Below are 23,217 nucleotides of genomic sequence, written 5' to 3'. Positions count from 1 at the left end.
AGGGAGCAGGAGGAAAGAATTTGCCAATGACCAATGACTATCCTTGTGACAAAAGAGCCATAATTTGGTCAATAAACAGTTGGTGATCGACCACAGGCTTAGAAATATAACCATCAGCACCACTTTGGTGCAAAAAATTCTCGCGATCGCCTTCCATTGCGTGTGCCGTTACTAAAATCACTGGTAAGTTAGCTGTTTGTGGGTCAGACTTTAACATTTGTGTAATTTTGATGCCATCAACAGACTTACCTTGGTATACACTACGTGATAGAGACACATCCATCAAAATTAGGTCAATTTCATGGGATTGAGCTATTTTCATCACCTCCTCTACATCTTCTGTATGTTTTACATCCAACCCCCCACGTTTACTCAGTATTTTAGAAAAAACACGAGCATTAATTAAATCATCTTCAACAATTAGGACGGTTTTCATGAGATTTGATACTAAATAGGGCTAACATCGGATCAACATCTGTTGTATTTTTAATAATCCATAAGGAATGTGAATTAAATAAAGTGCAAAAGTAAAAAAGTAGGGTGTGTTAGCGACAGCGTAACGCACCATTCCACATTAAATCAGAATTGCAGGTTATTAAATTTGCGTTCCTAAGCATAGATCACATCAAAAATAATACTACTGCTTTTTCTCGTCATGAGTATCAAGATTATGTGAGTATTTCTATTTGCGTTATGCTGTGATTTTAGAGGGTGTTATCTTCTAGCGGCTGTTGTGTAGTGAAAATTCAGGGAAAAACCTCATGGCAAAACAGTTAAACCTTCTCTCCAAGGGACAGGTCATCACCACCGCCCTGCACACCGAAATGCAACGGTCATACCTAGAATATGCCATGAGTGTGATTGTGGGGCGAGCCTTACCAGACGTTCGAGATGGATTAAAACCAGTACATAGGCGCATCCTATATGCCATGCACGAACTGGGTTTAACACCAGACCGACCTTATCGAAAATGCGCCCGTGTGGTGGGAGATGTTCTCGGTAAATATCATCCTCACGGCGATCAATCAGTTTATGATGCCTTAGTTCGGTTAGTCCAAAACTTTTCCAGCCGTTATCCCCTACTCGGTGGACATGGTAACTTTGGTAGCGTGGATAATGACCCACCGGCAGCCATGCGTTACACGGAAACCCGTCTCGCACCGGTCGGACACGAAGGAATGTTGACGGAAATTGCCGAAGAGACAGTGGAGTTTACTGGCAACTTCGACAATTCTCAACAAGAACCAACTGTACTCCCGGCTCAATTACCATTTTTGTTACTGAATGGTTGTGCGGGAATTGCTGTCGGTATGGCAACAAATATTCCCCCCCACAACTTGGGAGAAATCGTTGATGGCTTAATTGCCTTAATTGACAACCCAGATTTAACCGATGAAAAATTATTTCAATTAATTCCTGGTCCCGACTTTCCTACTGGTGGGGAAATTGTTGATCATGGTGGCATTAAAGAAGCCTATACCACTGGTAAAGGCGCTATTGTCATGCGCGGTATCGTCACAATGGAAGAAATTCCCGCCACCAGGGGAACTAAACGCCGTACAGCATTAATAGTCACAGAACTGCCCTTTCAAGTTAATAAGGCAGCTTGGATTGAAAAAATCGCCGATTTAGTCAATCAAAGTCGGTTACACGGAATTTCTGACATTCGAGATGAGAGTGACAGGGAGGGAATGCGCGTGGTTATTGAACTCAAACGCGATACCAACCCCCAAGAACTACTCCAGCATTTGTATCACCAAACAGCTTTACAAACCACCTTTGGCGCGATTCTCTTAGCCATAGTTGATGGACAACCTAGACAATTAACATTACGGCAACTATTACAGGAATTTCTCAAGTTCCGAGAACATACCCTCACCCGTCGCTACAGTTACGAATTAGGAAAAGCTGAAAATCGGGTAAATATTCTGGCAGGATTGTTAAAAGCTTTAGCAAATCTAGATGACGTTATTGCTATATTACGACAAGCCCCCGATGGCAGTACAGCCAAGATGACACTTTGTAGCCAGCTAGATTTAACGGAGGTACAAGCAGATGCCATTTTGTCTATGCCATTACGTCGTCTCACCAGTTTAGAACAACAAAACTTACAACAGGAATTTGACCAACTTAACCAGGAAATTAGCGTATTACGAACATTACTGGCAGACAGACGAGAATTACTTAAAGCCCTGAAAAAAGATTTGCGAACTCTCAAACGGAAATATAATGATCCTCGCCGGACGAAAATAGTTCACACCACAGAAAAACCAGCTTCAGAAGATAAAGGTAAAGCTAAAGCAGCAGTAGCCGCAGAAGAAAATTCTCCAGCAAAAATCCCCACTCCTAAACCGGAACAACCTCTAGAAGAAACCATTTTAGAAGTTACTCAACGGGGTTATATCCGGCGGATTTCCCCCAATAGTAAAAGAACAAAAGGGGAAAATGGCTTGCTGGATCATGATTTCCTGATCCAAACTGAATTGACTAATACTCACAAAGACCTGTTAATCCTCACTAGCGGTGGTAAAGTTTACCCGATTACGGTGGGAGATATTCCTCTAACTACGGGACGTTCAGCGCGAGGAACGCCATTGATTACGATGCTTACCAGTACCGCCCAAGGTAACACGGAAGGTATCATTACCCGGTTCTTGCTGCCAGAAAAACCGGAAACCTTGGAAATGGTTTTGTTAACTAAGGAAGGACGGATTAAACGCCTATCTTTATCGGAATTTGTGAATCTCTCACGGCGAGGGATTACAATTTTGAAGCTTAAAGACAAGGATGAATTAGTGTTTACCCAATTCCTATGCAGCGGAGAACATCTAATTTTAGCGAGTTCTAGCGGTCGTCTACTCAGGTTTCCCGTTAATGATGAACAACTACCGATTATGGGTCGAGCTGCAATGGGGTTACAAGCTTTCCGCCTTTTGAAAAATCAGCAAATGGTTGGTTGTGTCAATGTCAGCAAATATCACCAATTATTGCTGGTGACTGAAGAAGGATATGGCAAAATTATGGCTGCTAATCAGTTGAGGGCGGCGAATCGCGGGGATTTAGGCATACAACTGTTAAAATTCAATAATAAAACGGACAATTTAGCGGCTATGGTTCCCGCAAAACCAGGTTCAGAGGTCGCATTATTGACAAATAGGGAGCGAGTAATTCGCGTATCAGTAGATACAGTTCCTAATCTCAACAAAGATAGTAAGGGTGAGAGTATTTGTCAACTTAACAGGGATGAGAGGGTTATTAGTGTGGTGGAGGTGGAGTAGGGTTTGTTAAGAGCGATCGCTTATGATGGAGTAAGGTAGGCGATCGCTAACTGCAAATCTTAAAATTCGTTGTGACGATTTACAGACAATTAATCAACTATGGATAAATAATAGTAATAAACAATTTGGTTTTACTATTCAAAAGTAGACATGGAATAAACTGAAAGGTGAAGTCGGAGTTTATGATATTATTAAGTCATTCTTTACTCTTTAACTTATTAGAGATTTCATACTAACGCACTTTACAACTCTCTTCTTCCTTGTTCTTTTAATAAGATATCCATCCATTCTCGATCTTCTGTTAACAAATCTGGTACAGGAGGAATATTATAATCTAAGGTTAAATCAAATCTAGCCCTTTCATAAATACCTAACAATAAATGCTGTAAGTTTAACTCTATTTCCTCTTCTCCTTTTTGTAAAGGTATGGGAAAATTAGGTATGGTTTCTTTGACAGAAAATGCAAATAGTTGAGCCGATGGAAACCGATAGGATCTCACAGTTAAAATGCGATAATCTGTATCAGAAACTCTGGTGACAATGGGCATTTTTTTGCCAGTTCTAATTAAGTCAATTTCTACTAAGTTAGTATCACTTTGCAATATTTTCTCCCGTTTATCCAAGTAGGATTTTCTACCTTCTTTAGCTTTTTTATTAGTAGGAGAAAGTATCTCAATTACACTGATTACTTTACCTGTAGAAATTTCTCTAATTTCTAAATATCCTTCTTTAATTTCTAAAGGTAATGGTAAGGTGACAGTAATTGCCTTATTTTCTGTTTCTGTGGGTAAAGTTGCTATTGCAGTTTTACTAACATTTGATTTTTGTTCTTGTTTAACTGATAAAATTGCCACATCAGGAATACCAATTAATAAGGAATCTTCAGTATCAATTCTATAAGTAAGTTTTTCTATAGCTACTCGATATTTTTCGCTAAGATGAGATTCTATATTATCGGCGATCGCTGTAATTAATCTATGATGTACTTCTGACCATAAATCAGGATTTTCTAAGTAGGGATTCATCCCTGGAAATGGTGAACTCATAAACTTATCACTACAATATTCTCAGAGTTACCATTCCAGTATAGCATTTATCCGGGTTGTGCTGTAGATGCTGGTGATGTTATACTCAAAACGGTTAAAACTTGGACTTTTTTATAACACAAAGAACAAGTTCAAAGCCTCTCCAGCCCACATTCCGCACCTCCCGATGTCACAATCGGTTTTTTCTGAACTCATTAAATCATCTAAAATATCTTTGACATTATCAATCAATCCTTGGTCTTTTGCTAAAATAATTACTCCAACTAAACCAATAATTGGCAAGCCTCTACTAATAGCAACTTTTCTACCAGCTTTTTCATCAATTAAAAGTTGACCTGCTTTTAATTCTTCTGCCAAAATAATTGCAGAACATTCTCCTAAATCTAAATCTGTTTCTAATTGCAATTGTTCAATCAGTTGGATATTACTTATAAAACGAACTTCTAGCCATGAAGTTGATTTTACAGCTAAAACGGCGGGATGATTACCTGTAGTCAATTCTTCATATACTTGTTGAGGAATTATTACTTTTCCAAATACAGCATGAAGTAAATCTAATTTACCAACTTTAGAAAGTTCACTTAATGGGGTTGTATCGGAAACAATAATCATAAATTATTGGCTTGTAACTTCATTTTTGCCTGATTTACTTCTGCTTGAAATTCCTCTAAACTCATACTATCATCAAACAGAGATATTTCATATTTAGACATTAAATCTATAACATCTAATCGAGATATTCCTAATAATAGTCATAAGATCACAATTTTCTATTTGTAAGTAGTTCTCATTCTCAAAAAACTTGATACTATATATAATATCATTTCTAAAACAACTTTCATTATTGGGTATTTCCTCTGCGAACTTCTCGCACAATTTCACAAATCTCTTCTGTTGTTAAAGGATGAGGATCATTTACTGCTTCTCTTCTTTTCCTTAATTCATTCCAATCAAATTTAGGAGCTTTTTTAAAAAAAATACCATCTTCAGTCATGGTAACTGAATATTTTTCACCATTAACAAATTGTTCTCGAATTTCTGGAGGAAGTTCTAGGTTTCCTTCTGGTGTGAAAGTAATAGTAATTGTTTGTTCCATAATTACCTCATTTACTTACTTCTCGAAACAAAATAACACTATATATTATAGTATATCTAGAGCTTTCAATCTGGGAACTAAAGCTTTTAAAGCATTACCACGATGACTAATTGATTTTTTTAAATCTGTCGTCATTTGGGCAAAAGTCAATTGTTTCTCCGGGACATAAAAAACCGGATCATAACCAAAACCACTATCTCCAGAAGGTGCAAACAATATTTCACCGTGACAAATACCCTCAGATTGAATTACTATTTCTCCTTGAGGATTTGCAACTGCGATCGCACACACAAATTGAGCTTGGCGATTTTCCTGATCGCCTAATTCTCTCAATAACCTCTCAATCCGTTCTGTATCTGTGTTCCCATAACCCACTATTAATATTAAATTAAATCCCCCCTCTATCTCATGACAAAGGGGGTAAGAAAGTGCTATTAAGCCGTGAAATACTTCGCCGCAGGGTGATAAGTAATAATCGCCGTTGTAGACTGTTCAGGATACAATTGCTCACTTTCATCCATGTGCATCTTCATCCTATCAACTCCCAACAACTCTAACTGCTTATATTGATCTTGGATATTCGGACAAGCTGGATAGCCGAAACTATACCGAGAGCCTTGATAGCGCTGCGCCAATATATCCCGAATATTGTCCGGTTCAGAATCACCAAAACCTAACTCCCGGCGGATTCTGGCGTGAGTCCATTCCGCCAAGGCCTCCGCTACCTGTACAGCCATACCATGAAAATACAGATAGTCCGTGTATTTATTATCGGCAAATAGCTTTTGTCCGAACTCCGTTGCAACTTCCCCCACAGTCACCGCTTGCATAGGGAAAACATCAATAATTCCCGACTCCTTCGGTGCAAAAAAATCCGCAATACATAACCTATTAAAAGACCTCTGACGCGGAAACTCAAAACTAGCTCTTACCTCTGCGTCCTCTGCGCCTCTGTGGTTCGTTTCATAAATCAATAAACTATTCCCCTCAGATTGACAAGGAAAATAGCCATAAATTACTTGAGGATGTAATAAATTCTCCTCAATAATTCGCTGTTTCCACTCTTCTAAAACTGGGTAAACCTTATCAGCTAAAAATGTTTGATATTCTTCCTTAGATTGTTCCTTGGGTTTACGGAATTGCCATTGTCCAGCTACCAAAGCTTGCAAATCTAAATACCAGAATAATTCCTCTAAAGAAATATCATCAGGTTGTAAAAACTGCGTTCCCCAAAAAGGTGGTTGCGGACGTTCAATATCTACAGCCACAGCCTCAGAACGTCGAGTATCAACCTCTTTTTTCACATCAGCATTATCTATTGTGGGGTGGGCATCTTGCCTGCTATTTTCCTCAACAGATTGATGTCCATTTTCTACAACTTCATCCAAAAATCCCTGTAAATTATCCCAATTACCTGCTGTTTTTGCAGGCATTAACTTATCCATAAAATGCAAATCAGAAAAGGCATCTTTGCCATAAACAACTTTACCTTTATAAGTTCCTTGGCAATCTTGATTTACAAATTTAGGAGTTAAAGCTGCACCACCTAAAATTACTGGCACAGTAATTCCTTTTTCATTGAAAGTTTGTAAATTCTCTTTCATGAAAGCGGTAGATTTTACTAACAATCCACTCATAGCAATACAATCAGGTTGATACTGTTCGTAAGCTTGAATGATGTTTTCGACTGATTGCTTAATTCCCAGGTTAATTACCTTGTAACCATTGTTAGATAAAATGATATCTACAAGGTTTTTACCAATATCGTGAACGTCACCTTTGACAGTAGCAATCACAAAAGTTCCTTTGGCATTATTGCCAGATTCCGACTTTTCCATGAACGGTTCTAAATAAGCAACCGCAGCTTTCATGGTTTCGGCAGATTGTAGGACAAAAGGTAATTGCATTTGTCCAGAACCGAACAATTCACCGACAACTTTCATTCCGTCTAATAAGAAAGTATTGATGATTTGTAAGGGAGGATATTGTTCTAAAGCTTTTGTCAATTGGGTTTCTAAACCAATGCGTTCACCGTCAATAATATGCCGTTTCAAACGTTCTTCAATTGGTAAAGTGGCATCAATTCCCGTGTTCCGTTTGGTTTTGACTCCGGCAAAAATTGTGGTTAATTCTCCCAAGGGATCATAAACGCAGACATTACCATCAAATTTACGTTCATCGTAAATTAATTGTCGGCAAACTTCTTGATGTTGAGGTTCGATTTTTGAGAGTGGTAAAATTTTACTCGCGCTGACAATTGCTGCATCCATGCCCGCCTGCATGGCTTCATGCAAAAACATCGAGTTTAAGACTATGCGTGAGGCGGGATTTAAGCCAAAGGAGATATTGGAAACGCCCAACATCACATGACATCCCGGCAGTTCTTGGCGAATGCGGCGAATGGATTCTATGGTGGCTTTGCCATTTTCCCGATCTTCTTCAATCCCTGTAGAAATAGGCAGGGCTAAAGTATCAAAGAATATTTCTGTAGGAGCAATCCCATATTCTACAGCTTGGCGGTAAGCACGTTGGGCAATTTGAAACTTTTTCTCCGCAGTCCGCGCCATGCCATCTTCATCAATTGTGCCAATAATGACACCTGCACCATATTTTTTGGCTAATTCTAGGACTTTCAAAAATCGTGGTTCGCCGTCTTCGTAGTTGGTGGAATTGAGTAAACACTTACCTCCAGCTACCTTTAACCCTGCTTCCATTTTTTCCCATTCGGTGGAATCGAGCATTAATGGTAATGTCACATTATTGACAATGCGAGAAACTAACTCGTACATATCACGTACGCCGTCACGTCCCACATAATCAACGTTAACATCTAGGATATGTGCGCCTTCTTTGACCTGACTCCGTGCCATTGAGACTAAACCATCCCAGTCTTCAGCGTTGAGCAAGTCACGGCATTTTTTAGAACCGCTGGCGTTGAGACGTTCACCGACAATCAAGAAAGAATTTTCTTGGGTGTATGGTTGAGTCGTATAAATTGATGCGGCGGATGGTTCTAAACTTGGTTGTCTAACTTTTGGTTTTAACTCTTTAGCAATTTCCGCCAATTGTTGAATATGTGCTGGTCGTGTCCCACAGCAACCCCCAATCACTTGGACACCTAAATCTTCAACAAAGTGCATTAACGCCATCCGTAATTCTACGGGCGTAAGTCTGTAATGTGCTTGACCGCCAATATTTTCCGGTAAACCCGCGTTGGGAATACAGGAAACTACGAATGGAGAATGTTCTGATAAATACTTGATGTGTGGTTTCATCAAGTCGGGACCAGTGGCGCAATTTAAGCCAAGAATATCAATGGGATAAGATTCGAGAATGGTAACTACGGCGTTGATTTCTGTCCCTACCAGCATTGTTCCCATGCTTTCCATAGTTACAGACACCATTAAGGCGCGTCTTTCGCCTTTTTTGGCAAAAACTTCCTCAATTCCATTTAATGCGGCTTTAATTTGCAGTACGTCTTGGCAGGTCTCGACGAGAAATAAATCCACACCACCATCAAATAAGGCTTCTGCTTGTTCCGCAAAAGAGGCTTTCATGGTATCAAAGTCAATATGTCCCAAGGTGGGGAGTTTGGTGGTTGGACCGATAGAACCAGCCACAAATCGGGGTTTTTCGGGAGTGGAAAATTCTGCAGCTACACTTTTGGCAAGTTCGGCGGCTTTTTTCGTGAGATAGTAAGCTTGGTCTGCTAAGTCGTATTCTGCGAGAACGATGGACATAGAGCCAAAGGTATCAGTTTCAATGACATCAGCACCAGCGGCGAGGAAATCACGGTGAACTTTGGCGACGGCTTCAGGTTTGCTGTGGACTAAATACTCGTTACAGCCTTCATATTGTGGTCCGCCAAAATCTTCGGCGGTGAGGTTTTGGGTTTGCAGGTTGGTTCCCATTGCGCCGTCAAAGACGATTACGGGACGTTCTGGACTATAGAGGTGTTTAAGAAAAGGATGGGTCATATTGTGTGAAAGAATAGAGTTATTTTTGTAATACTAGACTTAATTTACAGCAGGAGTCACCGAGTCAGGAGTCACCGAGTCAGAAGGAAGAAAATTATTTACCAATTACCTGTCCCCTGTTCCCTGTTCCCTGTTCCCTGTCCCCTGTTCCCTACTTAAAATAGTGAAACTTTCAGATTTCAGCAGTCCATTACCGAAAACAGTATCTACTACCATGTCTGTTAATTCTAAACTTTACGAAGGCAAAGCTAAAATTCTTTACGCCACAGATGATCCAGAGATTTTGTTGGCTGATTTTAAGGATGATGCTACAGCCTTTAACGCTCAAAAACGAGGCAGCATTCAAAACAAAGGCATGATTAACTGTAGTATTTCTAGTCAACTGTTCCAACAATTGGCAATGCAGGGGATTAAAACTCATTTTATTGATAGTCCAGCCCCGAATTTGATGAGAGTTAAGGCTGTAAAAATTATCCCCTTAGAAGTGGTGGTCAGAAATATTGCGGCTGGTAGCCTGTGTCAGCAAACTGGGTTAGGGCTGGGGACTGTGTTATCACGACCCCTGGTGGAATTCTATTATAAAGATGATAGTCTAGGTGATCCTTTACTGACAAGCGATCGCCTATTTCTTCTAGAATTAGCCACACCGGAACAAGTTGCTCAAATTACCCATCTTGCCTTGAAAATCAACGAATTTCTCCAGCAGTTTTGGGAAAAGTGTCAAATTACCTTAGTGGACTTTAAACTTGAATTTGGCGTAGACTCCCAACAGCAAGTATTATTAGCTGACGAAATTAGTCCCGATACCTGTCGTCTATGGGACATAGCCGAAACCGATACTAACCGTCGGGTTATGGATAAAGACCGTTTCCGTCGTGACTTAGGAAACGTAGAAAATGCCTATCAGGAGGTTTTACAGAGAGTATTAAAAGTGGTAGAAAGCTACAAAGCTGAGTAAATATTTTTTCCAGTGATTAACAAATAATGGTGTGTGGTAGTGAAGAGAAATATGATTAAAAAACATTTAACACCCGGATTAATGGCTACCATAGCCATTACATTCCCTTTAGCAATTTCTGTCAAAGCAAATGCCCAAACTCCTGATAGTCACCCACAGACGACAGAAGTTTCGACAATAGAAACAAACCAGTCAGAAAAACAGCATCCCATTAAAAATGATACTAGTGAAAATCTGACATCCCATGCCCTAGCATTGCCAATAGTTGGAGAAAAAGAATCTAAGCAATTTTCTCCCATTGTCAAAGTGATCAGGCCCAATTTAGCAGTAGTAGACAAAGCATCTGTTATTGTCCCCAAAACCACAATAGTTCCCATTACCGCACAAGTCCCTCAACCAGCGACTACTCAACCTTCTACGGCTGAATCCACTCCAGAAAAACCAAATCTTCCCACAGCAGCACCCACAACCAAGCCAGAAGCAACGGAAGCCCGCGTTTTGGTGTCCGAGGTAGCAATTAAATCAGAAACAGGACAAATCACCTCGGAACTAGAAACCGAAGTTTATAAAGTCATTCGTACCCAAGCCGGACAAACAACAACCCGTTCCCAACTTCAAGAAGATATTAATGCGATTTTTAGAACTGGGTTTTTCTCCAACGTCCAAGCATTTCCAGAAGATACCCCTCTGGGTGTGCGAGTCAGTTTTATTGTTACCCCCAATCCCATCCTCTCGAAAGTAGAATTAGAAGCAAATCCTGGCACGGGTGTAGTCTCTGTCCTTCCTCCTGGGACAGCCAACGAAATATTTAGTAATCAGTATGGCAAAATTCTTAACTTGCGGGAACTAAGCGAAGGCATTAAGCAATTAACCAAGCGTTATCAAGATCAAGGTTATGTATTAGCCAACTTAATTGGCGCACCCAAAGTCTCAGACAATGGAGTCGTTACCCTCCAGGTCGCAGAAGGGGTTGTAGAAAGCGTGAAAGTCCGATTCCGTAACAAAGATGGTGAGGACATAGACGACAAAGGCAACCCAATTCGGGGACGGACAAAGGATTATATTGTGACGCGAGAATTAGAATTAAAGTCAGGAACGGTATTCAATCGCAATACAGTGCAAAGAGATTTAGCACGGGTATATGGATTAGGATTGTTTGAACCGCCTGATACTGAACCTATATCCCTTGCCCCTGGTACTGACCCCAGCAAAGTAAATGTCCTAGTCAATGTGATTGAACGTACCAGCGGTTCTATTGCTGCCGGGGCGGGTATCAGTTCCGCTAGTGGTTTATTTGGAACTGTTAGCTATCAGCAGCAAAACCTGGGAGGAAGAAACCAAAAATTAGGGACAGAGGTACAGTTAGGAGAACGGGAACTACTTTTTGACCTTCGCTTTACTGATCCTTGGATTGCTGGTGATCCTTATCGAACTTCATATACAGCCAATATTTTCCGTCGTCGCTCTATTTCTTTGATTTTTGAAGGTAAAGATAACAACATTGAAACCTTTAATCCTGACAATATTACGGATACAAATCAACAAGATCGCCCCCGGATTACTCGCTTAGGTGGTGGTGTTACCTTTACTCGTCCCCTGTCTGCCAATCCTTTCAAAAATTCCGAGTGGCTGGCTTCTGCGGGACTACAGTATCAACGGGTTTCTGGTCGTGATGCTGACGGCAATTTAAGGAAGGAAGGGGCAATATTTGATGATAGTGGTAAAATCATCAGTGATAGAATTCCTCTTACCCTTTCTTCTTCCGGGGAAGATGACTTGTTACTATTAAAGCTGGGCGCACAAAGGGATCTCCGCAATAATGCCTTACAACCTACAAAAGGTTCTTTCCTCAGCTTTGGAGTTGATCAATCTGTACCTATAGGTTCAGGTAGTATTTTTATGACTAGGCTACGGGGTAACTATAGTCAGTATCTACCGATTAAATTGATTAGCTTTAGCAAAAAACCGCAAACTTTAGCATTTAACCTCCAAGGCGGAACTATATTTGGGGATGTGCCTCCCTATGAAGCCTTTACTCTGGGTGGTAGTAACTCGGTTCGGGGTTATGACGAAGGTAGATTAGGTACGGGTAGTAAGTATATCCAAGCTGCGGTTGAATATCGCTTCCCTGTGTTCTCTGTGGTCAGTGGCGCACTATTTTTTGATTATGGTAGTGATTTGGGAAGTAGTACCCAATCTGCACAATTGTTAAAGAAAAATGGTAATGGCTATGGCTATGGTGTGGGATTGCGGGTACAATCTCCACTTGGACCAATTCGTGTAGATTATGGTGTCACTGATGAAGGTGATAGTCGGATCAATTTTGGGATTGGAGAAAGATTTTAAATTGGTCAGTTGTCAGTTGTCAGTTGTCGGTGGTCGGTGGCTAAGAATTTTACTCTTGACTCCTGAATCTTTTTTGGGCGCAGGCCCTGCGCCCCTACCTTCTGACTCCTGTGCCTTAATAATAAGCAATAGTAACTACAATATGGGGATTGTTGGGGGATGGAACAATATACGTTAGGTGGGGAAATTATTGAGACTGGTGTGGGTTTGCATAGTGGTGTTAATACTCAGGTGAGAATATTACCTGCGCTACCGGGAAGTAACCGCTTTTTTGTGCGGGTAGATTTACCAAATTCACCTATGATTCCTGCTCAGGTTGCGGCTGTGAGTAAGACTGTGCTTTCTACTCAGTTGGGTAAGGATGAGGTCTGTGTCCGCACTGTGGAGCATTTACTGGCAGCTTTGGCGGCTATGGGGGTGGATAACGCCAGAATTGAAATTGATGGACCGGAAGTCCCACTTTTAGATGGTTCGGCGCGGATTTGGTGTGAAAGAATTGCTGAGGTGGGAATAGTAGCCCAAATGGCGCATAATTTACCTGCACCTGTTGTAATTACTGAACCAGTTTGGATTTATGAGGGTGATGCTTTTGTTTGCGCTCTACCTGCACCGGCAACTCGATTTAGCTATGGGATAGATTTTAATTTGGCGGCAATTGGTAATCAATGGCACAGTTGGTTATTAATGTCCTGTTTGGAAAAGTCTGCGGCGGATTTTGCGGTAGAAATTGCGCCGGCACGGACTTTTGGGTTACAGGATCAAATTGAATATCTGCAAAAGTCGGGATTAATTAAAGGTGGGAGTTTGGATAATGCTCTGGTTTGCGGGGTTCAAGGTTGGCTAAATCCCCCATTACGATTTGCAAATGAACCAGTCCGTCATAAAATTTTGGATCTAGTAGGAGATCTAAGTTTACTGGGAACTTTCCCTGTTGCTCATTTTCTGGCGTATAAAGCTAGTCATAATTTACACATTCAACTAGCTAGAAAAATTTTAGAGTTATTCTAAAATGCCTGAATTGATGGCAGTTTCCGAGAGCAAGAGAGAAACAGTAATCAAAAAGTAAGATAGTATTTATACTTTTATTTCTATTTATTGTTCTCTGTTCCCTGCTCCCTGTTCCCTGGTATACCTATTCCTAGTGTCTAATCATTCAAATAACTTACAACTAATGTCCACTATTACCGAACCTAATTCTCAGGAAGTAAATACATCAAGTGAGGATAAACAGACAATTAAAACTACCTTGACCATTGAGGAAATTCAGGAACTTTTGCCCCATCGCTATCCATTTTTACTGGTAGATCGGATTATTGATTATGTACCTGGGAAAAAGGCTGTGGGTATTAAAAATGTTACTTTTAATGAACCCCAATTTCAAGGGCATTTTCCGGGGCGATCGCTCATGCCCGGTGTGTTAATTATTGAAGCAATGGCACAAGTTGGGGGGATTGTGATGACGCAAATGCCGGACTCTAAAGGAGGATTGTTTGTATTTGCTGGTATTGATAAAGTCCGCTTTCGTCGTCAAGTTGTTCCCGGTGATCAACTGGTAATGACGGTGGAACTGTTATGGGTAAAACAGCGTCGTTTTGGGAAAATGCAAGGACGAGCGGAAGTTGACGGACAACTAGCCGCTGAAGGAGAGCTAATGTTTTCTTTGATTAGCTAAATCCTAACTATGATTTATTTGATTAATGTGATTGCCATAATGATCTAAATCAAAAGAATCATAGTTGAAGATCATGCGATTTCCATAATCATCTTAATCAAAAAAATCAAAAAAATCATAGTTAAAGATATGTTGAAAACACTTATTCATCCAACTGCTGTCATACATACTAGTGCGGAACTCCACCCAACAGTGCAAGTCGGCGCTTATGCTGTGATTGGAGAGAATGTCAGAGTTGGCGCAGACACTGTAATTGGCGCTCATGCTGTTCTGGAAGGCCCTTGTGAAATTGGTACGGGAAATCAGATTTTCCCTGGTGCTGCTATCGGTATGCAGCCACAGGATCTCAAGTATGTGGGAGAACCTACTTGGGTAAAAATTGGCAATAATAATTCAATTCGGGAGTATGTGACGATTAACCGCGCTACTGGTAGGGGTGAAGCAACAGTAATCGGTAATGGCAATTTATTGATGGCTTATGTTCATGTAGGTCATAATTGCGTGATTGAAGATTCTGTCATTATTGCTAATTCCGTAGCATTAGCAGGTCATGTACATATTGAATCGCGGGCTAGACTCAGCGGCGTTTTAGGTGTGCATCAGTTCGTCCACATTGGGGGAATGTCAATGGTGGGAGGAATGGCACGCATTGATAGAGATGTACCTCCTTATATGTTGGTGGAAGGAAATCCGGCGAAAGTGCGATCGCTCAATTCGGTAGGATTAAAACGTTCGGGAATGCCTGTGAGTGACTTTCAATTAATTAAAAAGGCTTTCCGTCTTCTCTATCGTTCTGAGTTCTTATTTAGAGATGCTTTGCAGGAGTTGGAAAATTTAGGAGATACAGAAGAATTAAAACATCTTCGCCGTTTCTTGCTACTTTCCCAAATGCCGGGAAGACGCGGTTTAATTCCCGGAAAAGGTAAAAAATCTGTCAGTGATGAATAGATGTAGGGGCGGGGTTTCCCCGTCCGGTGTTTCCTAATATCTAAAATCTAAAAATGCGAATATTTATTAGCACTGGTGAAGTTTCTGGAGATCTACAGGGTTCACTATTAATTAAGGCACTGCAACGCCAAGCTGCGGCTACGGGGTTGACATTAGAAATTATCGCCTTGGGTGGGGATAAAATGGCGGAAGCTGGGGCGAAAATTTTGGGTAATACCAGCGGGATTGGTTCAATGGGTTTGATTGAGTCTTTACCTTATGTTATCCCTACTTTAAGAGTACAACGGCAAGCGATCGCTCACTTGAAGGAAAATCCCCCGGATTTAGTGGTTCTCATTGACTATATGGGTCCAAATTTGGGCATTGGTACATTCATGAAGGAAAATTTGCCAGATGTGCCTGTGGCTTATTATATCGCTCCTCAAGAGTGGGTATGGTCTATGAGTTTTCAGAATACTAACCGCATTGTGGGTTTTACAGATAAACTATTAGCAATTTTCCCCGAAGAAGCCCGATATTATCAACAAAATGGGGCCAAGGTTTCTTGGGTAGGACATCCTTTAATTGATAGAATGGCAAATGCGCCTAGTCGGACAACTGCGAGGGAGAAATTAGGAGTTAAAGTAGAAGAAATAGCGATTCCTACGGAGCGCTTCGCTATCGCTCTGTTACCAGCTTCCCGTCATCAAGAATTAAAATATCTTCTCCCCATAATTTTTCAAGCCGCCCAAAATATTCAATCTAAATTACCAAATGTTCATTTTTGGATTCCTCTATCTTTGGAAATATTTAGACAGCCAATTGAGAAAGCCATTCAAGATTATGGGTTACAAGCAACTATAGTATCAGGTCAGCAACAAGAAGTTTTAGCAGCCGCCGATTTTGCCATTACTAAGTCGGGAACAGTGAATTTAGAATTAGCATTATTAAATGTTCCCCAAGTTGTAGTTTATCGGCTTCATCCTCTTACAGCTTGGATTGCGCGTCATATTCTGAAAGGTTCAATTCCTTTTGCGTCTCCAGTCAATTTAGTTGTGATGCGGGAAATTGTCCCAGAATTTTTACAAGAACAAGCCACAGCCGAAAATATTACCCAAGCGGCGATGGAATTGTTATTAAATCCAGAAAAAAGACAACAAACTTTGACAGATTATCAAGAAATGCGCCATTGTTTGGGAGAATTGGGAGTGTGCGATCGTACAGCTAAAGAAATACTAAAAATGTACATTTAATTAAAATGACTCGTTTTATCCATGATCAATTTGCAAAAGATTACCTAGAAGAACTACTAAAAGCTTATGGAAAAGTTGAAGCACCCAGTCGCGTAGCTGGAGAAGTCCGAGAAATAGATGTATTATTTACACCATTCCCAGAACAAAACGCCAATTTAGAATTATGAGGATTACTGGGAAAATTAGCCACAACACCCGCTATATTTGAACCATACCGCAACCCAGCATCAAAAGAAGAAATATGTGATTGTCTGTTAAAATTACTAGAAGTGGGAGGTGCATTACAACGGGAAGCAAAACGCAATCAAACCAAGATCATAGAAACCCAGATTCCCAAATTATGGATTCTCACACCCACAGCATCAAAAAACCTGCTATCAGGATTTAAAGGAGAACAACGTCTAATTATCCGTCAACTAAATCGTCGAATTGGTGAAATTGAATCATCATTAATTCCAAAAGTCCAACCATTATCTATTGAGCAACTTGAAGAACTTGGAGAAGCTTTGTTAGATTTTACTTCAATTGGAGATTTAGAAAATTGGCTGCAATCTGTAAACTAGTTCATAACTAACTAATGGTAAAAAAACGACCAATTGCAGTTGATTTATTTGCAGGTGCAGGAGGCATGACATTAGGCTTTGAACAAGCCGGTTTTGATGTCCTTGCATCTGTGGAAATAGATCCAATTCATTGTGCAATTCATCAATTTAACTTTCCCTTTTGGACAGTGTTATGTAAAAGTGTGGAAGAAACAACAGGGAAGGAAATTCGGAATAGTTCTCAAATTGCTAATCAAGAAATTGATGTAGTATTTGGTGGTCCACCCTGTCAAGGTTTCTCATTAATGGGAAAACGTTCTTTTGATGATCCAAGAAACTCTTTAGTTTTCCATTTTATTAGATTAGTTGTAGAATTACAACCCAAGTTTTTTGTATTGGAAAACGTCAAAGGAATGACAGTTGGGAAACACAAAGAATTTATTGCTGAAATCATTAGTCAATTTTCTGAAAGTGGTTATCAAGTTAATGCAAATTACCAAGTTTTAAATGCAGCTAATTATGGAGTACCCCAAAATAGAGAAAGGTTATTTTTACTAGGTGCGCGTGAAGATTTAGAATCACCTAAATATCCAGAAAAAATCACATTCCCAGCAAAATCTAGTCAATCTCCCGAAACTAAGTTAGTCTTAACTCCTACAGTTTGGGAAGCATTACAAGATTTACCAGTCATAGAAAACTATCCAGAACTATATCAACAAGATTGGATATTTACAGAGTTTGCTAAACCTAGTAACTATGCTAAAAAACTGCGTGATTTTGCGACTGCAAAAAACAACTATTCCTACAAACGTCAATATGATCCTACTTTACTAACATCAAGTTTAAGAAGTAAGCATTCGACCGAATCTATGGATAGATTTGCATCCACACCACATGGTAAAATCGAATCAATCAGTCGTTTTCATAAGCTTGATCCTGATGGTTTATGTAATGCCTTAAGAGCCGGAACACCTAGTAATAAAGGTGCATTTACTTCACCTCGTCCCATACATCCTTTTATCCCCAGATGTATTACTGTTAGGGAAGCTGCGCGGTTACATTCCTATCCTGACTGGTTTCGATTTCATCCGACAAAATGGCATGGTTTTAGACAAATTGGTAATTCTGTTCCCCCGCTTTTAGCACAAGCAGTCGCAGAGGAAATTATTAAATTTTTAGATATCAAATCTTCCGATAGTGCAAAAGTGACAAAAACCATACCTCAAGGTATTAAAGATTTAGGGGATATTAGTTTATTAACACTTGATATGTCAGCAGCAGCGAAATACTTTGGAGTGAACCCTCATGTTATAGAACCGAGAACCAGAAAATCCTCAATTTCTTTGAGAAGTCGAGGATCTAATTTTTAAAGTGTATTGATATCAATACCTTTAGCTTGCAATTTTGCTAATAAGATTTGATAATTTTGACGTTCTTGTTCTGCACGTTGATATTCTTGTTCTGCACGTTGATATTCTTGTTCTGCACGTTGATTTAATTCCAGAGATGTGAGAAACTTCCGTCCTTCAGGATAATAAATTTCTAAATTATCTGCTGTTAATTCAAACCGTATTCCTAAACGGGGACTTACCCAGTTATTGATTGCTTCAATCTCTTCTAGCCATGCTTGTTCAAGAATAAAACCTGTTAATTCGATTTTGTCTGGATGATAAACATAGTATTCTTCCACGCCATGACGTTGATAAAAAAGGAGTTTCTTTGCCATTTCTTGACTACGATTTCCGGGAGATAGAATTTCAAATACTACTTGAGGTGCAATATTATTTTCTTCCCATTGTTTGTAAGAACCTCTTTTACCTTTTGGTCTACCGAAAATCACCATAACATCAGGTGCTTGACGAGTTTTTACACTTCCCTCAACTGGATACCAAAGTAAATCACCTGCGATGAAAACATCATTTTCTGATGCAAATAATATTTCTAAATTTTCTTTAATTTTAACTATCCATTCATAATGTTCTGTATTTTCTGCCATAGGATTTCCATCACTATCAGGGTAGATGATTTCTGGTTTGGTTTCTGGTGTGAGTTGTTGTACCATTTCTGTAGCTCCATTTTCAACTTGACAGTGGCACTTATGAACCTATTGATGCAACTTCGATAACTAAAATGTGCCAGGAATTGCTATGCTAAAACTATAATAACTATTAAGGAAACAATGCGATCGCCTACTCTGACCCCGACAATGACTGCTTTTCCCTTGGCTGCTGTGGTTGGTCAAGAAGCCATTAAGATAGCCTTACTGCTGACAGCAGTTGATCCCGTTTTGGGGGGTGTGGTAATTGCAGGTCGTCGTGGTACGGCTAAATCTGTGATGGCGCGGGCTATTCACGCTTTATTACCACCTATTGAAGTTGTCAAAGGTTCTGTTAGCAACTGTAACCCCAATCACCCCGAAGAATGGGATGATAAACTTTTAGCTGCACAAAGACAAGAGATAGAAACGGAAATTATCCCTGCACCTTTTTTGCAAATTCCTCTAGGGATTACGGAAGACCGACTTTTAGGTTCTGTAGATGTGGAACAGTCGGTTAAACAAGGTGATACAATCTTTCAACCGGGGTTACTGGCTACAGCTAATCGGGGTGTGCTGTATGTGGATGAAATCAACCTATTAGATGACCAAATTAGCAACCAACTGTTATCCGTCTTATCGGACGGACGTAACCAAATTGAACGGGAAGGAATAAGTTTTCAACATCCTTGCAAACCGTTGTTTATTGCCACTTATAATCCAGAAGAAGGGGCGTTAAGAGAACATTTACTTGATAGAATAGCGATCGCCCTATCAGCAGACGGAGTTCTGGGTATAGATCAAAGAGTACAGGCAGTTGAGCAAGCGATCGCCTATTCCAAGTCTCCCACAGAATTTCTCCAACAATACAGCGAAGACATAGACTCACTCAAAACCCAAATCATCCTCGCACGGGAATGGTTAAAAGAAGTTACCATTACCCCAGAACAAATTACCTACCTCGTCAGTGAAGCCATTCGCGGAGGTGTAGAAGGACATCGTGCAGAACTCTTTGCGGTGCGCGTAGCCAAAGCCGCAGCAGCCTTAGAAGGACGTAACACCGTCACCGCTGAAGATCTACGTCGCGCAGTGGAATTGGTCATAGTCCCCAGAACAACTATAATTCAAACTCCACCCCCAGACCAACCACCACCACCTCCCCCACCACCACAGGAAAGTCAAGACGAGTCGGAACAAGAAGAAGAACAAGAGGAAGAACAGGAAGAGAAAGAAGAAGAACAGGAACAGCAAGAACCCCCAGACATTCCCGAAGAATTTATCTTTGATCCAGAAGGGGTAATTCTTGACCCAGAAGTGCTGTATTTTACCCAAATGGCACAACGGCAAGGTAAATCTGGCAGTCGCAGTATTATCTTCTCAGACGACAGGGGACGGTACATCAAGCCGATGATTCCCAAAGGTAAAGCTAGAAGAATAGCCGTAGATGCCACATTGCGAGCCGCAGCCCCGTATCAAAAAGCACGCCGCGCTAGACAACCTGACAAAAAAGTCATTGTCGAACAGGGAGATATCCGTTCTAAGCGGTTGGTGAGAAAAGCCGGCGCATTAGTGGTATTTGTTGTGGATGCTTCCGGTTCAATGGCTTTAAATAGAATGCAATCTGCCAAAGGTGCAGTTATGCAGCTTTTAACAGAAGCCTATCAAAACCGGGATCAAATCTCCTTAATCCCCTTCCGAGGAGAACAAGCAGAAGTATTATTACCCCCCACCCGTTCCATTGCTTTAGCCAAAAATCGCTTAGAAAGACTACCCTGCGGTGGTGGTTCACCCCTCGCACATGGGTTAACTCAAGCCGTGCGTGTCGGTGTAAATGCTCAAATGGGTGGAGATATCGGTCAAGTTGTTATTGTGGCAATTACGGATGGTCGTGGTAATATTCCTCTCGCTCGTTCTTTAGGAGAACCCCAAGAACCAGGAGAAAAGCCAGATATCAAAGCCGAATTATTAGATATTGCCGCGAGAATTCGGGCTTCAGGGATGCAATTGTTGGTCATTGATACGGAGAGTAAGTTTGTATCAACTGGCTTTGCCAAAGAATTAGCCCAAACAGCCGGCGGTAAATATTATCACCTACCGAAAGCCACTGATAAAGCGATCGCCGCAATGACTAGGGGAGCGATCGCAGACATGAAAGCAAAGTAAGTTTTTTTGGGGTTTCCAACTACAAAATATCCCCATAGATGTAAGGGTTTAGCACTGCTAAACCCTTACCCACTGAACACACCACTAAATCATTTATTTTGTAGATAATTAATTTAGGACTCATATTAAAATAGTAAAAATGGAGTTTCTAAACATGACTCAACTAACACCAAAACAACCAGCAAGACGTGGACGGATTTTCCCTGAATTGACTTTATCACCGGAAGAATTAGCTGAACGTGAAGCGGAAAGAGACGCATTTCACAAACGTTGTCGGGCAATTTTTGAGCGTGTGCGTCCTGAGTTGATGAAAGAACATTATAACTGGTATATTGCCGTAGAACCAGATAGTGGTGATTATTTCATTGATCAAGATATAGAAGTTGCTAGTCAGCAAGCACGAGAAAAACATCCTCATGCTGTACATTGTATGTTTCGGCTGAATGAAATCGGAGCAGTTGGGAGAATATGATAGAGGGTTATTTTGGTGATGGGGGGCAGCTATTTTTTGAAATTGATTTGATTAATGCTGATGGGTTAAACTTACCTGTAGAGATCATGCTAGATACTGGATTTACAGGTTTTCTAGCAATTAATAAACAAGATTTAGAAGCACTAGATTGGCAATTTCTTCGTGAACAAGAATTGATAACAGCGCAAGGAGAAAAAACTTTTGATTTGTATTTAGGTAAAGTGATTTTGGATAATCAAGAGTATGAAATTCCTGTTTATGCTGGAGATCAGTTGACGGAAATTTTATTGGGTTCAAGGTGGTTGGAGTTTTTGCCTTTGGTGGTTAATTTTCCAGATGGTATTTTGACTTTAGGATGATTTTTTTGATAAAATAAATATGGTTAATAGTTAACAGTTAATCTGGCTAAAGAGAGGTAATTTTATGCAATTAGAAATTCAACTTGATGATGACTGTGTTGAAAAACTTGCGTATATTCAGCAACAAACGAATCAAGATTTTAGTGAAGCTATTAAACAAGCTATTGAAAAATACTATAATCAAGTTAAAACTAATAATAAAACTCCATTAGCAATATTTAAAGAACTTGGTTTGGTTGGATGTTTTAATGGTGATTCTGATTTGTCTGTTACTTATAAAACAAAAATGGCTAATTATCTTCAGGATAAACAAGAAGAAGAGCGATTATGATTATTGTTGACACTGGTGCTTTTTTAGCTTTGTTTAACCAAAGAGATACTTATCATTTTCAAGCACAAATTGCGTTTAATAATGTATCAGAACCACTGATTTCAACTTATCCAGTAGTTACTGAAACTTGTTATATGTTGACACAATTTGCTAGTGATACAGCCTCATTCAATTTTTTGAAAAGTTTTTGTTTGGGTGCTTTTGAGATTTTTGATCTCGAAAAATATCATGTTGAAAGGATGATTCAATTAATGGAAAATTACGCAAATTTACCAATGGATTTAGCTGATGCTTCTCTAGTTGTACTTGCTGAACATTTAGAAAATGGGCGTATTCTTACTGTTGATAGAAGAGATTTTAATATTTACCGATGGAATAAAACTAATTCATTTGAAAATTTGTTTTTTTCACAATCATAAAAATGAAGAGAGAAGATTTCTAAATTTATTAGTAACTATAGATATCAATTACTAATCTTTAAAATCTAAAATATTTACCAATAATCCCGCTATCTCTGAAAGTTGATCTGGTTGATTATCAATTAGCCATTCAGTAAGCTTGACGGAGTGTGTTGTTTTAGAAAAACGTAATCGCGTTTCACAAAAATGTGCAAATAATTCCTTTCTAAGTACAGGACAAAAAATTGAGAGAGAGAAGAAAGTCGTCATATTTCAAATCTAAATCAGTAACAAGAGAACGCAGATAATCTAAACCGTAACGAAAAACACTTTTAGCAAAACGTCCATGTTTCTTGATTTTGAT

General features: G+C 39.9%; 20 protein-coding genes and 2 pseudogenes. 15 read left to right on the top strand and 7 right to left on the bottom strand.

Features of this window, described 5'->3' with window-relative positions:
- Window positions 1-37: 37 nt before the first annotated feature.
- The gene (locus tag PN471_RS08985; RefSeq protein ID WP_193895753.1) at window positions 38-436 is read right to left on the bottom strand and encodes a response regulator; all 399 of its coding nucleotides are present in this window, start codon (window positions 434-436) and stop codon (window positions 38-40) included.
- Between the two features lie 325 nt (window positions 437-761).
- On the opposite strand from PN471_RS08985, the gene PN471_RS08980 reads away from it, so the two are divergent.
- Entirely contained in the window at window positions 762-3,278 is a 2,517-nt protein-coding gene (locus PN471_RS08980) for a DNA gyrase/topoisomerase IV subunit A (protein WP_271776552.1), read from the top strand.
- Window positions 3,279-3,342: 64 nt separating this feature from the next.
- Window positions 3,343-3,426, top strand: a complete 84-nt coding sequence (locus tag PN471_RS23430) for a GUN4 domain-containing protein (protein WP_442867143.1) — start codon at window positions 3,343-3,345, stop codon at window positions 3,424-3,426.
- 94 nt (window positions 3,427-3,520) lie between these two features.
- Here PN471_RS23430 and PN471_RS08975 read toward each other — a convergent pair whose 3' ends face one another.
- The 5 genes and pseudogenes from PN471_RS08975 to metH form a co-directional block, all read right to left on the bottom strand.
- Window positions 3,521-4,324, bottom strand: coding sequence for a DUF4058 family protein (locus tag PN471_RS08975; protein ID WP_271776551.1), 804 nt, complete (start codon window positions 4,322-4,324; stop codon window positions 3,521-3,523).
- 111 nt (window positions 4,325-4,435) lie between these two features.
- The gene (locus PN471_RS08970; protein WP_271776550.1) at window positions 4,436-4,936 is read right to left on the bottom strand and encodes a DUF3368 domain-containing protein; all 501 of its coding nucleotides are present in this window, start codon (window positions 4,934-4,936) and stop codon (window positions 4,436-4,438) included.
- A 229-nt stretch (window positions 4,937-5,165) separates the two neighbouring features.
- Window positions 5,166-5,420 carry a hypothetical protein gene (locus PN471_RS08965; RefSeq protein WP_193895743.1) on the bottom strand — a complete coding sequence of 85 codons (255 nt, stop codon included), beginning with the start codon at window positions 5,418-5,420 and terminating at the stop codon, window positions 5,166-5,168.
- A gap of 45 nt (window positions 5,421-5,465) precedes the next feature.
- A pseudogene (locus PN471_RS08960) lies at window positions 5,466-5,789 on the bottom strand (non-canonical purine NTP pyrophosphatase); the annotation flags it as partial.
- 65 nt (window positions 5,790-5,854) lie between these two features.
- Window positions 5,855-9,397: a methionine synthase gene (gene metH, locus PN471_RS08955; protein ID WP_271776549.1), complete on the bottom strand. Its 3,543-nt coding sequence runs from the start codon at window positions 9,395-9,397 to the stop codon at window positions 5,855-5,857.
- Window positions 9,398-9,611: 214 nt separating this feature from the next.
- Here metH and purC point away from each other — a divergent pair, with 214 nt between their 5' ends.
- From purC to PN471_RS08915, 8 genes and pseudogenes are all read left to right on the top strand, one after another.
- Entirely contained in the window at window positions 9,612-10,355 is a 744-nt protein-coding gene (gene purC, locus PN471_RS08950) for a phosphoribosylaminoimidazolesuccinocarboxamide synthase (protein ID WP_271776548.1), read from the top strand.
- A gap of 51 nt (window positions 10,356-10,406) precedes the next feature.
- Window positions 10,407-12,701, top strand: a complete 2,295-nt coding sequence (locus PN471_RS08945; RefSeq protein WP_271776547.1) for a BamA/TamA family outer membrane protein — start codon at window positions 10,407-10,409, stop codon at window positions 12,699-12,701.
- A gap of 159 nt (window positions 12,702-12,860) precedes the next feature.
- Complete coding sequence (lpxC, locus tag PN471_RS08940) at window positions 12,861-13,709, top strand: UDP-3-O-acyl-N-acetylglucosamine deacetylase (RefSeq protein ID WP_271776546.1); 849 nt, start codon at window positions 12,861-12,863, stop codon at window positions 13,707-13,709.
- 163 nt (window positions 13,710-13,872) lie between these two features.
- Window positions 13,873-14,373 carry a 3-hydroxyacyl-ACP dehydratase FabZ gene (gene fabZ / locus PN471_RS08935; protein ID WP_271776545.1) on the top strand — a complete coding sequence of 167 codons (501 nt, stop codon included), beginning with the start codon at window positions 13,873-13,875 and terminating at the stop codon, window positions 14,371-14,373.
- Between the two features lie 132 nt (window positions 14,374-14,505).
- A complete protein-coding gene (gene lpxA / locus PN471_RS08930; RefSeq protein WP_271776557.1) occupies window positions 14,506-15,321 on the top strand; it encodes an acyl-ACP--UDP-N-acetylglucosamine O-acyltransferase in 816 nt (271 codons plus the stop codon).
- Between the two features lie 53 nt (window positions 15,322-15,374).
- Window positions 15,375-16,553 carry a lipid-A-disaccharide synthase gene (gene lpxB / locus PN471_RS08925; protein WP_271776544.1) on the top strand — a complete coding sequence of 393 codons (1,179 nt, stop codon included), beginning with the start codon at window positions 15,375-15,377 and terminating at the stop codon, window positions 16,551-16,553.
- Window positions 16,554-16,558: 5 nt separating this feature from the next.
- Window positions 16,559-17,116 (top strand): annotated as a pseudogene (locus tag PN471_RS08920) (DUF4351 domain-containing protein).
- 14 nt (window positions 17,117-17,130) lie between these two features.
- Window positions 17,131-18,465, top strand: coding sequence for a DNA cytosine methyltransferase (locus PN471_RS08915; protein WP_271776543.1), 1,335 nt, complete (start codon window positions 17,131-17,133; stop codon window positions 18,463-18,465).
- Here PN471_RS08915 and PN471_RS08910 read toward each other — a convergent pair.
- The gene (locus tag PN471_RS08910) at window positions 18,462-19,157 is read right to left on the bottom strand and encodes a Uma2 family endonuclease (protein ID WP_271776542.1); all 696 of its coding nucleotides are present in this window, start codon (window positions 19,155-19,157) and stop codon (window positions 18,462-18,464) included. The genes PN471_RS08915 and PN471_RS08910 overlap by 4 nt on opposite strands.
- Before the next feature lie 117 nt (window positions 19,158-19,274).
- On the opposite strand from PN471_RS08910, the gene bchD reads away from it, so the two are divergent.
- From bchD to PN471_RS08885, 5 genes are all read left to right on the top strand, one after another.
- Entirely contained in the window at window positions 19,275-21,293 is a 2,019-nt protein-coding gene (gene bchD / locus PN471_RS08905) for a magnesium chelatase ATPase subunit D (RefSeq protein ID WP_271776541.1), read from the top strand.
- Between the two features lie 154 nt (window positions 21,294-21,447).
- Window positions 21,448-21,765, top strand: a complete 318-nt coding sequence (locus PN471_RS08900; RefSeq protein ID WP_271776540.1) for a hypothetical protein — start codon at window positions 21,448-21,450, stop codon at window positions 21,763-21,765.
- Window positions 21,762-22,124 carry an aspartyl protease gene (locus tag PN471_RS08895; protein WP_193895721.1) on the top strand — a complete coding sequence of 121 codons (363 nt, stop codon included), beginning with the start codon at window positions 21,762-21,764 and terminating at the stop codon, window positions 22,122-22,124. Before PN471_RS08900 ends, PN471_RS08895 begins: the two co-directional genes overlap by 4 nt.
- A 64-nt stretch (window positions 22,125-22,188) precedes the next feature.
- The gene (locus PN471_RS08890; protein WP_271776539.1) at window positions 22,189-22,455 is read left to right on the top strand and encodes a ribbon-helix-helix domain-containing protein; all 267 of its coding nucleotides are present in this window, start codon (window positions 22,189-22,191) and stop codon (window positions 22,453-22,455) included.
- The gene (locus tag PN471_RS08885; RefSeq protein WP_271776538.1) at window positions 22,452-22,874 is read left to right on the top strand and encodes a type II toxin-antitoxin system VapC family toxin; all 423 of its coding nucleotides are present in this window, start codon (window positions 22,452-22,454) and stop codon (window positions 22,872-22,874) included. Before PN471_RS08890 ends, PN471_RS08885 begins: the two co-directional genes overlap by 4 nt.
- The last annotated feature ends 343 nt before the right edge of the window (window positions 22,875-23,217 follow it).

Source organism: Aphanizomenon sp. CS-733/32 (genome assembly GCF_028330045.1).
GTDB lineage: Bacteria > Cyanobacteriota > Cyanobacteriia > Cyanobacteriales > Nostocaceae > Dolichospermum > Dolichospermum gracile.
This window is presented reverse-complemented; position numbering and strand designations above follow the sequence as displayed.

Bases quoted from the DNA above. Each gene is read 5' to 3' on its own strand.
- PN471_RS08985 (WP_193895753.1), bottom strand. From the start codon at position 436: ATGAAAACCGTCCTAATTGTTGAAGATGATTTAATTAATGCTCGTGTT.
- PN471_RS08980 (WP_271776552.1), top strand. From the start codon at position 762: ATGGCAAAACAGTTAAACCTTCTCTCCAAGGGACAGGTCATCACCACC.
- PN471_RS08975 (WP_271776551.1), bottom strand. From the start codon at position 4,324: ATGAGTTCACCATTTCCAGGGATGAATCCCTACTTAGAAAATCCTGAT.
- PN471_RS08970 (WP_271776550.1), bottom strand. From the start codon at position 4,936: ATGATTATTGTTTCCGATACAACCCCATTAAGTGAACTTTCTAAAGTT.
- PN471_RS08965 (WP_193895743.1), bottom strand. From the start codon at position 5,420: ATGGAACAAACAATTACTATTACTTTCACACCAGAAGGAAACCTAGAA.
- metH (WP_271776549.1), bottom strand. From the start codon at position 9,397: ATGACCCATCCTTTTCTTAAACACCTCTATAGTCCAGAACGTCCCGTA.
- purC (WP_271776548.1), top strand. From the start codon at position 9,612: ATGTCTGTTAATTCTAAACTTTACGAAGGCAAAGCTAAAATTCTTTAC.
- PN471_RS08945 (WP_271776547.1), top strand. From the start codon at position 10,407: ATGATTAAAAAACATTTAACACCCGGATTAATGGCTACCATAGCCATT.
- lpxC (WP_271776546.1), top strand. From the start codon at position 12,861: ATGGAACAATATACGTTAGGTGGGGAAATTATTGAGACTGGTGTGGGT.
- fabZ (WP_271776545.1), top strand. From the start codon at position 13,873: ATGTCCACTATTACCGAACCTAATTCTCAGGAAGTAAATACATCAAGT.
- lpxB (WP_271776544.1), top strand. From the start codon at position 15,375: ATGCGAATATTTATTAGCACTGGTGAAGTTTCTGGAGATCTACAGGGT.
- PN471_RS08915 (WP_271776543.1), top strand. From the start codon at position 17,131: ATGGTAAAAAAACGACCAATTGCAGTTGATTTATTTGCAGGTGCAGGA.
- PN471_RS08910 (WP_271776542.1), bottom strand. From the start codon at position 19,157: ATGGTACAACAACTCACACCAGAAACCAAACCAGAAATCATCTACCCT.
- bchD (WP_271776541.1), top strand. From the start codon at position 19,275: ATGCGATCGCCTACTCTGACCCCGACAATGACTGCTTTTCCCTTGGCT.
- PN471_RS08900 (WP_271776540.1), top strand. From the start codon at position 21,448: ATGACTCAACTAACACCAAAACAACCAGCAAGACGTGGACGGATTTTC.
- PN471_RS08895 (WP_193895721.1), top strand. From the start codon at position 21,762: ATGATAGAGGGTTATTTTGGTGATGGGGGGCAGCTATTTTTTGAAATT.
- PN471_RS08890 (WP_271776539.1), top strand. From the start codon at position 22,189: ATGCAATTAGAAATTCAACTTGATGATGACTGTGTTGAAAAACTTGCG.
- PN471_RS08885 (WP_271776538.1), top strand. From the start codon at position 22,452: ATGATTATTGTTGACACTGGTGCTTTTTTAGCTTTGTTTAACCAAAGA.